Source organism: Falsiroseomonas sp. (genome assembly GCF_041690465.1).
Taxonomy (GTDB): domain Bacteria; phylum Pseudomonadota; class Alphaproteobacteria; order Acetobacterales; family Acetobacteraceae; genus Falsiroseomonas.
Genome location: NZ_JAWLHG010000002.1, coordinates 1 through 14,029, shown reverse-complemented (window position 1 = coordinate 14,029; position 14,029 = coordinate 1). Strand labels below are relative to the sequence as shown.

Here is a 14,029-nt window from a genome sequence, read left to right as displayed (position 1 = left end):
CTCAGCGATCCGCGTGCGCGGCGCGATCTGCGCTGCGTCGCGGCGGCGCATCTTCCGCGGCGGCGATCCCCTCCTCGATCCGGGCGAGCAGGTAGGGGAAGAAGGGGTTGGAGGAGAGTCGAAGCAGCGCATCCGGGTCGATGGAGAGCACCCCGCGCTCCCCGCGCGGCGCGAGGGCGCCGAGCTGGACGCCGAAATCCTCGCCCGGGTCGGGATCGAGGCCGTACAGGCCGTCCGTCACCGGGAAGGGCAGCGCGACGTGGGAGAGCGAATACACCTCCCGCGGCCAGGCGAGCCCGATCGGCCGCACCTGCTCCTGCGTGGCGCCGGCCTCGGTCGCACGCTCCACCACCTCGGCCTCGTCAGGGCCGGCATTGGTGATGACCGCTGCGCGCCAGGCGCGGGCGCCGGGCGGCAGCAGGCGGTCCAGCGCCGCCTCCGTCGCCGGCGTCAGCAGCGGCCCGAGCTTGGCGTTGCGGTTGATGTCGAACAGCACCAGCTCGCTGCCCTGCGCCGGCAGGTGGTCGTACAGCGCCGAGATGACCGCGCGCGTGCTGACCGTGGAGTCCACCACCGACTGGAAGGTCAGGATCGGCGGCAGCGCCGCGAGCCGGCCCGCAGCCGCCTGACGCCGTATCTGCGCCTGCACCGCCATGGTCAGGCGATGCGACTGCCGTGCGCCGTTCACCGGGAAGGAGTTGTACTTGAAGGGGATGAACTCCGGCACGATGCCGAGCCAGGCAGCCTTGGCGAAGCGCGGGAGGAAGGCGGGCAGCGCCGTCAGCCCGGCGAAACGGGCGAAGGCGGTGATGCCGATCATGGGGGAGACCAGCACGAGCCGATCCGGCCGGGCCAGCCCTTCGTTGTCGAGGGCATCCAGTGCATACATCAGCGCCAGCGCCGCGCCGTTCGAGAAGCCGACGAGATGCAGTGGCCGATCCGGGCCGACCCGTGCCCGCGCCTCGCGCACCGCGAGCCGCGTGGCGGCCAGCCAATCCTCCCACGTCACCCGCGTCAGCGCCGCCGGCACCGTGCCATGCGCCGGCAGCCGGATGCCGATCGCCAGCCAGCCGCGCTGTCGGTAATGGTCGCCGACGTGGCGCAGGCTGTAGGGGGCGTCCGTCAGCCCGTGCAGCAGGACGACGACGCCCCGCGGCTCGCCTTCGGGCTCGAGCACGAAGGAGCGGTTCCAGTCCGACGCGAAGCGCCCGGGATGAAGCGGGCTGCCGGCGTAGTAGCGGTTGGCGCGGAGGCGGGCCTGCGGCTCCAGCGCTCCGGTCACGTCCGTCCGGACCGTGGCGAAGGCGGCCTCCTCGGCGGCGAGGTAGCCGGCCCAGTCGGCGGCATCGATTTCGTCGGCGCGCAGCTCCTCCGGCACCACCAGGTGCCAGGCCTCGAGTGGTGGGCCTCGCTGGACGTCCCAGACGCGCAGGACCAGCAGCGCGACCAGCAGCGTGGCAGCGAGAAGAGCGATCCGTCGCGGCAGGCGCCGGGCCCATCGAGGCATGCTCATAGCCGGATCCGCCGGGATCCGCGGCCGTTCCGCCCGGAAGCCGGCTTACGCGGCGGCACCGGCTGCCTGCCGCCGGCCGCTGCGGCTGTCGCCGGCCGCCGTCATGCGCGCGCGTCCCGCCTGGCCTGGGCCACCCGGCCGCCCTGGGAGACGCTGCCGATGCGCGCGCCCTGGATGGTCGGGCGCCGCGCACGGCTGGGCAGGCTCGCCTGGCCGCCGCCCGGCGTCCAGCCGGCGTGCGGGTGGCGCGGCGCCTCGCCATGCCTGCGCTTGAGCGCCGCGCGCAAGGCGGCCTGGTGGCGGGTGCGGCGCGCTTCGGCCAGCACCGCCTCGAGCCGTGCGTTCACACGCTTCAGCGCGCGCGAGAAGACCTGCTTCTTGGCCGTCAGCCCGCGTTCGCCGCCCTCCGCCGGCGTTGCGCCGCGCGCCTCGGCCTTGCCGCGGCCGACCCGGCGCCGATCCCGCAGGAGGTCGCGCGCCCGCGCGCGGCGCGACCGCAACCAGCGTGCGAGTTCCACCAGATCCTCCCGCGACAGACCTTCGAGGAGCGGGAAGTGGCTGCGCTGGATCGGCTCGATTTCTTCCTCGGCGAGCAGGCGCCGTTCGGATGCGTAGGCGACACTCAAGGTCCTGTGCCTTCCCTGTTGCTGAAGGAATCGAGCCGCGCCGGCGCGCCTGGCGACCGTTCGACGAGGATGGTCCCGGGGGCGATCACCGCGGCACTCCTCGGCGCAGATCTCTCGTTGGCGTGGCCGCCTGGCGCTGCGGCGCCCGGAACCCACCGCCACCCCGGGCGGCGGAGCCACACGTAGCCATGCGCCCCGCGCCCCGGCATCGGCGCCGGGTCCGGTCCCTGTGCCAGGCGTCCCCTCCCCTGGCGCCGGGGTGATGGCGGGCGTCCCGCGCCGGCCGGGCGCCGCGGGACGCGCATTCCGGTCATCGCTGCGTTGCCGGGCTCGCCGGTTCGGGCTGCGGGGCGGCAGACCGGGTGGTGACGAGCGGCGGCGCCGTCTCCCAGGCCGCGCCACTCAGGCCTACGGCTCGGCCGTGGGCGAAGAGCGCCCGCATGAAATCGGGATCGAACGGCCCGCTGCGCTCCGCCCTGAAGTCGGCGCCGATATAGGCCACGCGGAATTCCAGCCCGTCGCGCAGCGCGGTCAGATAGATCCGGTTGATGTCGTTGATGCCGCTGAAGTGCAGCAGGGTGGAGGCCGATCGGCCGGCGATGCTCACCACGCCGCGGGAGACAGTCGCGCCCTCCAGGTCGATGCGCCCGTTGCGCACCACGTGAATCACCCGCCGCCGCGGTGCCAGCCGGGCCCTGTCCATCTCGCGCAGCTGCAGCGCGGGCGGATAGAGGAAGACCTGCACGGATGCGCCGCCATCCACATGCATTTCCTGGTAGGCGCGGCCCTCATGGTCGATGTCAACCAGCACCGGCGGAAAGGCGCCGGGAATCGAGGCTGACGCCAGCAGGATGCGGCGGAACAGATTCAGCGCTTCCGGCCGGCCGCTGGCCGCGATCGCGCCGATGTTCCACACCACCGGACGCTGCAGGTCGAGATTGGTGGTGCCGATCAGCAGCAGCCGCCCGCGCGCGTACTCGCGGGCGATCGAGGCCAGCATCGTCTCGTCCGCGTACCGCTCGATCAGGCGATAGAGCGGCGATGTGTCGGCGACCGCCTCGCCGAACACCAGGGAGAAGGCGGTGGAGAGCCACCCGCCGAGGCGCAGAACGTCGCCCTGGCCGGCGGGGGTGAAGACGTCGCGGAGTTGCCGATCGTAGTCAGGGCCGAGGAAGGCGAAGGGCGCGATCAGCGCGCCGGCGGAGATGCCGGTGACGATGGCGAATTCCGGCCGGGTGCCCGCCTCCGTCCAGCCGTTCATCAGCCCCGCCCCGAAGGCGCCGTTGTCCCCGCCGCCGGACAGCGCGAGGAAGTGCGCCTCCGATGGGCTGTCGCGACGCGCGCCCTGCGCCGCCCTGCCCCGCTCGGCCATCAGCACCCCCTCGCGCCCGAGCGCATCGGGCGGGCCATCCGGCCAGAAGCGTGCATTGGGGATCCCGAGCACTGGCAGATCCGCCGTGATGCCGGGTGGCGGCGGATCGAGCCGGACGACGCTCGCGCAACCGCCGAGGAGGCCTGCCGCGAGGATCAGCAGGACGGCGAGCGCCATGCCGCCCTTCGGGCGCGCACGGCCGCCGCGACAGGCAACGGGCCTGCTAGGCATCAGACCAGCGCGATCGCGCCGAAGCGGGCGCGGTTGGCGCCGTTGTGGCCGACCCCGCCCGCCCCGCCACCGGGGGGCATCGCAAGCGACGCCCGGCGCCACATCAGCGCAGTTCCTTGAGAGTCGTGGTGGCGATGGAACGGGTCACTGTCGTTCCTCCAGGGTCAACGGCGGCCGCTGGCCGCGGCGGACGGCGCGCGCGCCGGCGTCGCCGCGCAGGGAAAGGTCGCTGCCGCCCAGCGCATGAGGCCGATGACGGCCTTTTCCCCCGCGTGTTGCGGGTTGGCCCGCGACCAGGCGACGAAGGACGCCTGCGCCGCATCGAAGGTCGGCGAGGGTTCCGGCAGGCAGAAGACCGGAGGGCGGCCGGCGGCTGCCGTGGTGAGTTCGGCATGGTACTGGCCGACGCCGACCATGAAGCCGCGGCAGGCGCCGACCGCGACGGCGCTGGCAGCGTCGGTGCCGCCGCCTGCCGCGCAGAGCTGGGCGAGTTCCGCCGTGGTCACGCCGATGCCGCCGGGCGCAGGGCCGCCCTGCGCCAAGGCCAGCCCCGGGCCGAGGACCAGCGGCGCAGCCACCGTGCACGCGACGATCCGTCTGGCACACCGCATCAACGCTCTCCTCTCCTCGGCCGATGCTCGCGCTCGCACTGCAGCCTTGCCGACCGGCGCAGCGCTGCCTCGACAGGCGATCGGGCGACCTGCGGAGCCTTGCGCATGCGCAGTTCGCCGGGGCCTGAACGAAGTGCCCAATTCTTGTGGAGCTCGCACCGGCGCGGTTCGACCATGGCGAGTCTACGGACCAGCTTGCCGGCGACAAATGGCACCGCGTGCCGTCGCTGTGGCCAGCATCCCAGGCGCGGCGAAGGCGCCACCGGACCATCAGGCCGGCGACAGGGCTGACCTTGGTCGCCGTGGGGGTGGTGCACCTACGACGGGTGCAGGATCGCCGATCCTCGGGCGGCTCGAGGCTGCCCAGGCGACCGCAGGGGGCAGCCTCACACTGTCCCTCGTCAGGTGCTGTGGGACAGGCGGGATCCTGGCCCAACGGAGGGTGTGGCCCACCTGGGTTGCAGGGCTACGGCTTGATGCACACCCGCCAGGATGCACCGCGTCACGCGCTGGGAGCACCAGGGCGTGCTGGACATCATGCAGCGCGCGCTGGGCAAGCGACCAGATGCCACGCGGGTGCGGCAGCAGACGGCCGAGCACCCTTCGGCACGCTCAAGGCGGGCGCTCCGGGCCGGACCTGCTCGCCAGAAAGGCGGCGACGGCCCCACGCGCGACACTCCAGGCAGGCCGCTGCGCGGGCGGGCGGCGAAAAATCAGCCTGTCGGCGGGAATACGCGGCACGGCCCGCGCGTCTCACGATCGAACACGGCATCGCGGCGAAGCGGATGCAACGATGGGGAGGCAGGCGGTGAAGGACCGGGACAGGCGCATGGAGGCGCTGGTGCCTGCCCTGCGCCGCTTTGCCTGGTCGCTGACCCGCAACGCCGACGAGGCCGACGATCTGGTTCAGGACTGCCTGGAACATGCCCTGGGCGCCTGGCAGCGGCGGCATGGGGACGGGAACCTTCGGGCTTGGCTCTTCGCGATCCTCTACAACCTCTACGTCTCGGGCCGGCGCCGTTTGGCGCGGCGCGCGCGGCTGCTCGAGCAGGTGGCCCAGTTCGGGGAAGTGGCGACGCCGGCGGGCGGCCCGGATTCAACGGTGCAATGCGCGGAGGTCCTCGGCCAGGTGGACACGCTGCCGGAGGAGCAGCGCGCGGTGCTGCTGCTGGTGGGCGTCGAGGGCCTGTCCTACGAGGAGACGGCCGAAGTGCTCGACGTGCCGGTCGGCACCGTGATGTCGCGCCTCTCCCGCGGGCGGGAACGGTTGCGGCGGATGGCCGAGGAGCAGCAGGCCCCCGTCGCCGCCTTGCGCCGGGTGGTGTGATCCATGGCCACTGACCCCCAGGCGCCGATCGGCGAGGACGACCTGCACGCATTCGTGGACGGAAGGCTCGATCCCGCGCGCGCCCCGGCGGTCGAACGCTACCTGGCCGGACGGCCGGAGGAGGCCGCCCGCGTGCGCGCCTTCGCCGCGCAGCGCGATGCGCTGCGCGAGGCGCTGGCCTTCAAGGCTGCGGAGCCCATCCCCGCGCGCCTGCGGATCGAGAGCCTGCACGCGGCGCGGCGCCGTGCCATGCTGGCCCGCGGCCGGGCCGCCGCGGCGGCGGCCCTGTTGCTGCTGACGGGCGCCGGGCTCGGCTGGGCGGCGCGCGGCACGCTGCAGGCCCAGGTGGCGCCGGCGGCGCTGCCCTCGGCGCCGGCCACGCTGCACCGCCTGCTGGCGCAGGCGCCGCTCCGGCTCGAGGTCTCCGCGCGCGAGACGGACATCGCCGGCTGGCTGCGGCAGCACCTCGGAGAGGAGATGCCGCTGCCCGACCTGGCCGGCTTCGGCTTCGCGCTTGACTCGGCCTGGGTGCTGCCCGCGGCGGCGGGCGCCTCCGCGATGCTGCGGTTCGTGGACACTGACGGCATTGCGGTCTCCGTCTGGCGGAGGCCGACGCATGATCCGGTGCCGCGCCCGTTGCGCTGCGCCGATGAGCCGGGCGGCCTCGTCACCTACAGCTGGTCGGATGGCAGGCAGTTGCACGCGGTCACCGCGCCCCTGCCACGCGAGCGGCTGCGCCCCATCGCGCAGGCGGTGGAACGCGCGATGGAGGCGCCCTCGTCTGCACCCGTCGGCGCGATGGCCGGGCTTGTCCGGCAGCCATGCAGGGTGGGACTGGGATGATCGGGACGCATGCGCGCCACCGCGCCCGCAGCTTGCGGCCGGTGACGGGCGAAAAGCTGTCGGATGCGAGGCCGAGGTGCCGTGGCGCTCTTGTTCCTTGGCCGCGGTGCTGCGTGAGCGGGTCGGCTCGAAACGAAAGATGACGGCGGATGCACCGCCGGGAAGGAGGATGCCTTGAGAGGCAATATGCTGCTGGTGGCGGCCATCGCATGCGCCGGCCCGCTCGCCGGGGGCGCGGCGCAGACGGCGACGCCGCAGCCCGTGCGGCTCGTTCCGTTCGAGGTGGTGGAGCAGGCGATCCCCCGCCCGCTGACCGACACGCCCGGCAACGTCGAGCGCGGCCGGCGGCTTGCGCTCAACCGCTCCAAGGGCAATTGCGTCACCTGCCACGAACTGCCGCTGCGGGCTGACTTCCAGGGCAACCTCGGCCCGCCGCTCGCCGGCGTCGCCGACCGCTACGCGCCGGGCGAGCTGCGCCTGCGCATCGTGGATTCCAAGCTGATCAATCCCGAGAGCAACATGCCCTCGTACTACCGCGTCGAGGGCCTGAACCGCGTCCGCCGCGACTGGGCGGGCCGCCCCATGCTGGAGCCACAGGAGGTCGAGGACATCCTCGCCTTCCTGCTGACGCTGCGATGACCACACACCGGACAGGAGAGACCATCATGCAGGCGACGACACTCGGTCGCCGCGGTGCGCTCGCTGCGGCGGCGGGCCTTGTCGGCCTGTCGCTGCTGCCGAAGGCGGCTGCGGCACAGATGGAGGCGGCGACCGCGGCCGCGATCCGCAGGATCATCGGAGAGCGCACGCCGGAGGAAGGGCGCGTCGCGCTCCGCCTTCCGCCCATCGCGGAGAACGGCAACACCGTCCCGCTGACGGTGACGGTCGAAAGCCCGATGACGGCGGCCGACCACGTGAAGGCCGTGCACGTCTTCGCCGACAAGAACCCCACCCCCGACGTCGCGACCTTCCACCTCACGCCGGCGATGGGCCGCGCGCAGGCCGACACGCGCATCCGCCTCGGCCAGACGCAGGATGTCATCGCCGTCGCCGAGATGAGCGACGGCAAGCTCTACATCGGGCGCGCCGAGGTGAAGGTCACCATCGGCGGCTGCGGCGGTTGAGAAGGAGGAGCGTTTCATGGCAGCCCCTATCGGACAGCCCCGCGTGCGGCTTCCCTCGCAGGTCAAGGCCGGCGAGGTGATCGAGATCCGCACCCTGATTTCCCACATCATGGAGACCGGCCAGCGCCGGAACCAGGAAGGCCAGATCATCCCGCGCGACATCATCAAGAGCTTCCGGTGCAGCTTCGAAGGTCAGCCGGTGTTCTCGATGGACCTGCACCCGGCGATCTCCGCCAACCCCTACATCGCCTTCCCGTTCAAGGTGGAGCGCGCGGGGAACCTGGAGTTCACCTGGACCAACGACGCCGGGGAGGAGCGCAAGCTCACCCAGGCGATCCGCCTGGCCGCGTAGGCGCGACATGGCGCGCCGCGCGGCTTGGCTGATCGGTGCGGGCGCGGCGGCGGTGGTCGCCGGGCTCGCGGTGGCGCAGGCGCCGGGCTCGGCCCCGGAACCACAGCGCGCAATCCCGAACCCGGAGAGCGGGCGCAACTACGCCACGCCCGAGACGCTCGCCATCCAGGACGACGACTTCCAGAACCCCGCCTTCCTGTGGGTCGAGGAGGGCGAGCAGGCCTGGAACCACCCGACCGGCACGGCAGGGCAGTCCTGCGCCTCCTGCCACCAGGACGCGACGGTCTCGATGCGCGGCGTGCGCGCGCGCTACCCGGCCTACAACGCGGCGAAGGGACGCGTCGTGACGCTCGAGCAGCAGGTGAACATCTGCCGCACGGAGCGGATGGGCGCGCCGGAGCTGCGCGTCGACAGCCGCGAGCTCAACGCGATGACCTCCTTCATCGGGCTGCAGTCGCGCGGCATGCCGATGAACGTGGACATCTCCGGCCCCGCCCGGCCCTTCTTCGACCGCGGCGAGGAGTTCTACAACACGCGCCGCGGCCAGCTCGACATGCGCTGCGGCTCCTGCCACGAGGACAACTACGGCCGCAGCCTGCGCGCGGACCTGCTGAGCCAGGGCATGAGCAACGGCTTCCCGACCTATCGCCTGAAGGAGCAGCGGGTGATCAGCCTGCAGTTCCGCCTGCGCGGCTGCGTCAACGACGTGCGCGGCGAGCCGCCGGCGATGGGCAGCGAGGAGTTCACCAACCTCGAATTCTATCTGGCCTGGCGGGCACAGGGCCTGCCGGTGGAGACGCCGTCGGTCCGGCGCTGAGAGGGGTTCCGCGATGCTCACACGCCGCGATCTGATGGCCGCCGGCGCCGCGCTGGCGGCGCTGGGCGCGCATGGGCCGGCGCGTGGCCAGGCCCGGCCGACGCAGGCCGACCTGCTGCGCTTCGAGCCGGTGGGGCAGGTGACGCTGGTGCATGTGACCGACCTGCATGCCCAGCTCGTGCCGATGTTCTTCCGGGAGGCGACGACGAATGTCGGCGTCGGCGAGGCGCGCGGCGTGGTGCCGCACCTGACGGGGCAGGCGCTGCTCGACCGCTACCGCGTCCCGCCAGGCAGCCCGATGGCATACGCGCTGGCCGATGCGGATTTCGACCGGCTGGCGCGGCTGTATGGCCCGATGGGCGGGCTCGATCGCATCGTCGCGCTGATCAAGGCGATCCGCGCGGAGCGGCCGGGCAACACGCTGGTGCTGGATGGCGGCGACACGCTGCAGGGGTCCTGGACCGCGCTGCAAACGAAGGGCGGCGACATGGTGGAGGCGCTGAAGGCGCTGACCGCCGACGCCACGACAGGCCACTGGGAATTCACCTACGGCGCCGAGCGCGTGAAGGAGCTGGTGGCCGCCATGTCCTGCGCCTTCCTGGCCGGGAACGTGCAGGACACCGAGTGGAACGAGGACGTCTTCGACCACACGAAGACTTTCGAGCGCGGCGGGGTGAAGGTCGCCGTCATCGGCCAGGCCTTCCCCTACACGCCGATCGCCAATCCGCGCTGGATGATCCCGGACTGGTCCTTCGGCATCAAGGAGGAGAAGATCCGCGAGCGGGTCGAGGCGGCGCGCGCCGACGGCGCCGAGGTGGTGGTGCTGCTCTCCCACAACGGCTTCGACGTGGACCGCAAGCTCGCCTCGCGCGTGGACGGAATCGACGTGATCCTGACGGGCCACACGCATGACGCGCTGCCGGAGGCGCTGCGCGTCGGCCGCACGCTGCTGGTCGCCTCGGGCTGCCATGGCAAGTTCATCTCGCGCCTCGATCTTCGCGTCGAGGGCGGGCGCGTGGTGGAGCACCGGCACGCGCTGATCCCGGTCTTCGCGAACGCCATCGCGCCGGATGCCGAGACCACGGCGCTGGTCCAGCGCCTGCGTGCGCCCTATGCCGCCGATCTCGCCCGAATCGTCGGGCGCACCGAGACGACGCTGTGGCGGCGCGGCAACCTCAACGGCACGATGGACGACGTGATCCTGGCGGCGCTGATGCAGGGCCAGGACGCCGAGATCGCGCTCTCGCCCGCCTTCCGCTGGGGCTATGCACTGCTGGCCGGCAGCGACATTACCGCCGAGGACGTCTGGGCGCACACCGCCATGACCTACCCGGCCGTCTGGCGCCAGCGCCTGACGGGGGCGCAGCTCAAGACCATCCTCGAGGACGTGGCCGACAACCTCTACAATCCCGATCCCTACTTCCAGCAGGGCGGCGACATGGTGCGGGTGGGCGGCATCGGCTGGACGCTGGATGTCTCCGCGCCCGCGGGGCGGCGCATCTCCGACCTCGTGCTGCTGCGCACCGGCCAGCCCATCGAGGCGACGCGCGAATACACCGTCGCCGGCTGGGCCTCCGTCGCGGAGGGGATGCAGGGCCCGCCGGTGTGGGAGGTGCTGATGGCGCATCTGGCGAAGGGGCCGGTCCGCCCCGTGCCGCACGAACATCTCCGTCTGCGCGGCGCGTGAATGGAGGTCGGGCTCGGCGCGGCGCTGCTCGGAGGGACGCTCTCCTTCCTCAGCCCCTGCGTGCTGCCGCTGATCGTGCCCTATCTCGGCTTCCTCGGCGGCGTGACGCTGCGGGCGGCGCCGGGCGGACCGGTGGTGGTCATCGCCGACCGCGGCCGCGTGATGCTGGCCGCGCTGTTCTTCGTGCTCGGCTTCGCGACCGTCTTCACCCTGCTCGGCGCGACGGCAAGCGCGCTGTCGCAGCTCTTCGCCGATCACATGGACACGCTCGCGAAGGTCGCGGGCGTGGTGCTGATCCTCTTCGGGCTGCACTTCGCCGGCGTGCTGCGCATCGGCGTGCTGAATTACGAGAAGCGGATGCATGTGGAGCGGCGGCCGGTCACGCTGGGCGGCGCCTATGCAGTCGGGCTGGCCTTCGCATTCGGCTGGACGCCCTGCGTGGGCCCCGTCCTGGCGGGCGTGCTGACCATAGCCGCCGCGCAGGACAGCGTGGTGGAGGGCGCATTGCTGCTTTTTGCCTACGCACTCGGAATCGGCATCCCGTTCCTGCTGGCCGCTGCCTTCGTCACGCCTTTCCTGCGCTTCGTCGGGCGCTTCCGGCGCCACTTCCGCGCCGTGGAGATCGCGGTGGGCGGCCTGCTCGTGCTGACCGGCGTGATGGTGCTGACCGGCACCTTCCAGGAAATCGGCGGCTGGATGCTGGAGCGTTGGCCCGACCTGGGACGCTTCGGATGAGCGCGACCGCGGCCGGCTCAGCCGCGGCGCTGCCACCAGGCGCGGAACTGCGTGCCGTCCGCATAGCCGCGCTCGGCGACGAAGGTGAACAGGCCGAGGAATTCCGGCTTGCGCATCAGCCCGTGCATGCGCGCGACCTCCACCTCCCGCCCCAGACGGCGAGGCGCCTCCTCGGGGAAGAAGACGACGGTGGGCGTGAAGGTCACGCGCCACCGGCGAGCCAGCGCACGTTCCTCCAGCACCTCGCCATCGAAGTCGGTGACGGGCCGCGCACCGTGCAGGTCGAGCTGGAGGATGCGGAAGCGCGGGCGGATGAAGCCCTCGATCTCCGCCTGCGCCAGGTGGTCGGTGTGCATCTCGACGCAGTAGGGGCAGCCGCGCTGCTCGAACACCACGGCGAAGCGCTGGCCCGCGGCTGTCGCCTCCGCCAGATCCTCCGGCAGGTTCAGGAAGCTTTCGAGGAACCAGTCCTGCGTGAAGCCATGGTCCGTGCGCACCGGCGCGGCGCGCGCGACGGTGGGCGGGGCGAGGCCGGCGGCGATCAGGTGGTGGCGCTTGAGCAGCATGCGCATGTCCTCCCGGGGATGCTCCATCGCGCCGCCGGAGCGAGGCGTCAATGAGAATCCGCGCGCTCGGCGATGCGACGACGATCCTGCTGTCCTCCGCACTCGGGCTGGTGGTGGAGATCGTCGCGGGACGACTTCTCGCGCCGCATGTCGGCATGTCGCTGCACAGCTGGACGGCGATCATCGCGGTGGTGCTGGGCGGCTTCTCGCTCGGCCACTGGTGGGGCGGCAGGTTGGCCGAGGGCGACCGGCGCGCCGGGCACCGGCGGCTCGCCTGGCTGCTCGCGGGCTGCGCGGGCGCGTGCCTGCTCGCGATCCCGGCGCTGCGCCTCGCCGCGCCGGTCTTCGATGCGGAGGGCGTGCATCCGCTCATCGCGATCCTGGGGCTTGCCGTCGCCGGGTTCTTCCTGCCGAGCCTTCTGGTCGGCGCCGTCTCCCCGATCGTGACGAAGCTGGCGGTGGAGGAGGCGCGCGCGGGCGAGGTCGGGCGCGTGCTCGGCCGGCTCTTCGCGCTCTCCGCGCTCGGCGCCATCGCGGGCACGCTGCTCGCGGGCTTCGTCTTCGTCGCCTGGATCGGCTCGACCGGCACAATGCTGGCCTGCGCGGCTGGCTACGGGTTGATGGCGGCTGGCCATGCCGCGGCGGCCGCACGACGCGCACGGGTTGTTGCCGCAGCGGCCGGTATCGCGGCCGCGCTGCTGATCCCGCTCTGCATCGGCCGACTCCCCGCGCTCGCCAGCGCCTGCGACACGGAGAGCGCCTATTTCTGCATCCGCGTCGTGGACATCGCACCCGTCGTGGGCCAGCCGGCGCGGCTGATGGTGCTGGATCACCTGGCGCATGGCGCCAATGTGCGCGACGAGCCGGGGCTGCTGGTGCAGCCCTACCTGCACCTGGTGGACGAGATCGCCGCGAGCCGCGGGCTGCCTGCGGACGCGTCCGCCTTCTTCGTCGGCGGCGGCGCCTTCACCCTGCCGCGCGCCTGGGCCGCCGCTCATCCGCGGGGCCGCTTCACCGTCGCCGAGATCGACCCCGCCGTCACGGCCGCCGCGCGGCGCGACTTCTGGCTGGCGGACAGCGAGGCGCTGCGCGTCGTCACAGCCGATGGACGCGTCGCGCTCCAGGCCACGCCGGCGGCGCCGGCCTATGACGTGATCCTCGCGGACGCCTTCCTCGACATCGCCATGCCCGTGCATCTCGCCACGCGCGAGTGGCACCGGGCGGTGCGCGCGCGCCTCAGGCCCGGCGGCGCCTACCTCGCCAACGTCATGGAGGACAAGCGCGAGCCGCGCTTCCTCTTTGCGCTCGCGGCCACGCTGATGCGCGACTTCCCGGTGGTGGAGATCTGGGTGGAAATGGCGGAGGCGGAGGGGCGGCGCGTGACGTACCTGCTCCTCGCCTCGGACACGCCCACCGCCGCGCCGCGCATCATGGCCCGCAACGGTCCGCCGCGGGCCTGGGCGCGGCTGCCGGACGGTATCGTGCGGCAGCGCATCGCGGCCTCGGGCGTGCCGGTGCTGACGGACGATTTCGCGCCGGTGGACAGGCTGATGGCGCATCTGGTCTGGAGCAGGGAGGGAAGCGGACGATGAGACGACGCAGGCTTCTCGCGGCCGCGGCCGCGCTGCCGCTGATCGCGGCCGGGCGGCGGGAGACGGAGTTGTCGGACCCGAAGCCTTCGATCGACGCGCCGCGCCGCATCGTGGTGTCGATCAGCGAGCGGGACGCGGAGCGCGCCAACGCCGTCTTCTCCAACATCATCAACATCCAGGGCTTCTACGGCCCGGACATGGTGGAGATGGTGGTCGTCGCCTACGGCCCGGGCGTGCGCCACCTGCTGAAGGAGGACAGCCAGGTCGCCGAGCGCGTCGCCAGCCTGCAGGCCTATGGCATCGAGTTCCTCGCCTGCGGCGCCACCCTCGACACGCTCGGCCTCGGGCCGGAGGCCGTGCTGCCCGACATCCCCATCGTGCAGAACGGCCTGCCGGAGATCGTGGAGCGCCAGCTGCGCGGCTGGGTGTACCTCCGGCCCTAGCCGCGCATGGCCCGGACTGTGTCGGGGCCATCCGGGCCCGGCCTTCGTGGGACCAGCGATTCACGCCCTGGCGTGCACGCCAGGGCGGCCGCAGGCTAGACCATTATTGGCCTGACTGTGCATAGCCGCAGTGTCGCAGGTAGTCGGTGCATTCTTCGGGGCTGAAGCGGTCAAGGAGGTTGCCGATGGC

The 14,029-nt window shown here is 72.5% G+C and carries 15 protein-coding genes; 10 read left to right on the top strand and 5 right to left on the bottom strand.

The window, feature by feature from the left end; translation table 11 throughout:
- Position 1: 1 nt before the first annotated feature.
- The 4 genes from ACESM1_RS02300 to ACESM1_RS02285 form a co-directional block, all read right to left on the bottom strand.
- Positions 2 to 1,513, bottom strand: coding sequence for an alpha/beta hydrolase (locus ACESM1_RS02300; RefSeq protein WP_372617358.1), 1,512 nt, complete (start codon positions 1,511 to 1,513; stop codon positions 2 to 4).
- A 101-nt stretch (positions 1,514 to 1,614) separates the two neighbouring features.
- A complete protein-coding gene (locus ACESM1_RS02295) occupies positions 1,615 to 2,139 on the bottom strand; it encodes a hypothetical protein (protein WP_372617356.1) in 525 nt (174 codons plus the stop codon).
- Between the two features lie 310 nt (positions 2,140 to 2,449).
- The gene (locus ACESM1_RS02290; protein WP_372617354.1) at positions 2,450 to 3,688 is read right to left on the bottom strand and encodes a patatin-like phospholipase family protein; all 1,239 of its coding nucleotides are present in this window, start codon (positions 3,686 to 3,688) and stop codon (positions 2,450 to 2,452) included.
- Positions 3,689 to 3,906: 218 nt separating this feature from the next.
- Positions 3,907 to 4,353 carry a Rap1a/Tai family immunity protein gene (locus ACESM1_RS02285; RefSeq protein WP_372617352.1) on the bottom strand — a complete coding sequence of 149 codons (447 nt, stop codon included), beginning with the start codon at positions 4,351 to 4,353 and terminating at the stop codon, positions 3,907 to 3,909.
- A gap of 793 nt (positions 4,354 to 5,146) precedes the next feature.
- Here ACESM1_RS02285 and ACESM1_RS02280 point away from each other — a divergent pair.
- The 8 genes from ACESM1_RS02280 (at position 5,147) to ACESM1_RS02245 (ending at position 11,238) form a co-directional block, all read left to right on the top strand.
- Entirely contained in the window at positions 5,147 to 5,680 is a 534-nt protein-coding gene (locus tag ACESM1_RS02280; protein WP_372617350.1) for a sigma-70 family RNA polymerase sigma factor, read from the top strand.
- A 3-nt stretch (positions 5,681 to 5,683) separates the two neighbouring features.
- Complete coding sequence (locus ACESM1_RS02275; protein WP_372617348.1) at positions 5,684 to 6,523, top strand: anti-sigma factor family protein; 840 nt, start codon at positions 5,684 to 5,686, stop codon at positions 6,521 to 6,523.
- 174 nt (positions 6,524 to 6,697) lie between these two features.
- Entirely contained in the window at positions 6,698 to 7,162 is a 465-nt protein-coding gene (soxX, locus tag ACESM1_RS02270) for a sulfur oxidation c-type cytochrome SoxX (protein ID WP_372617346.1), read from the top strand.
- Positions 7,163 to 7,188: 26 nt separating this feature from the next.
- On the top strand, positions 7,189 to 7,647 hold the full coding sequence (soxY, locus tag ACESM1_RS02265) for a thiosulfate oxidation carrier protein SoxY (RefSeq protein WP_372617344.1): 459 nt from the start codon (positions 7,189 to 7,191) through the stop codon (positions 7,645 to 7,647).
- A gap of 16 nt (positions 7,648 to 7,663) precedes the next feature.
- Positions 7,664 to 7,999 carry a thiosulfate oxidation carrier complex protein SoxZ gene (gene soxZ / locus ACESM1_RS02260; RefSeq protein ID WP_372617342.1) on the top strand — a complete coding sequence of 112 codons (336 nt, stop codon included), beginning with the start codon at positions 7,664 to 7,666 and terminating at the stop codon, positions 7,997 to 7,999.
- A 7-nt stretch (positions 8,000 to 8,006) separates the two neighbouring features.
- A complete protein-coding gene (soxA, locus tag ACESM1_RS02255; protein ID WP_372617340.1) occupies positions 8,007 to 8,816 on the top strand; it encodes a sulfur oxidation c-type cytochrome SoxA in 810 nt (269 codons plus the stop codon).
- A gap of 13 nt (positions 8,817 to 8,829) precedes the next feature.
- On the top strand, positions 8,830 to 10,503 hold the full coding sequence (soxB, locus tag ACESM1_RS02250) for a thiosulfohydrolase SoxB (protein WP_372617338.1): 1,674 nt from the start codon (positions 8,830 to 8,832) through the stop codon (positions 10,501 to 10,503).
- Positions 10,504 to 11,238 (top strand): cytochrome c biogenesis CcdA family protein, encoded by a 735-nt coding sequence (locus ACESM1_RS02245; RefSeq protein ID WP_372617337.1) that lies wholly within the window; start codon positions 10,504 to 10,506, stop codon positions 11,236 to 11,238.
- Positions 11,239 to 11,255: 17 nt separating this feature from the next.
- Here ACESM1_RS02245 and ACESM1_RS02240 read toward each other — a convergent pair whose 3' ends face one another.
- Complete coding sequence (locus ACESM1_RS02240; protein ID WP_372617335.1) at positions 11,256 to 11,804, bottom strand: SoxW family protein; 549 nt, start codon at positions 11,802 to 11,804, stop codon at positions 11,256 to 11,258.
- Between the two features lie 50 nt (positions 11,805 to 11,854).
- On the opposite strand from ACESM1_RS02240, the gene ACESM1_RS02235 reads away from it, so the two are divergent.
- Together ACESM1_RS02235 and ACESM1_RS02230 are read left to right on the top strand one after the other, a co-directional pair.
- Positions 11,855 to 13,396, top strand: coding sequence for a fused MFS/spermidine synthase (locus tag ACESM1_RS02235; protein ID WP_372617334.1), 1,542 nt, complete (start codon positions 11,855 to 11,857; stop codon positions 13,394 to 13,396).
- Entirely contained in the window at positions 13,393 to 13,839 is a 447-nt protein-coding gene (locus ACESM1_RS02230) for a DsrE family protein (protein WP_372617332.1), read from the top strand. Before ACESM1_RS02235 ends, ACESM1_RS02230 begins: the two co-directional genes overlap by 4 nt.
- Positions 13,840 to 14,029: the final 190 nt, after the last annotated feature.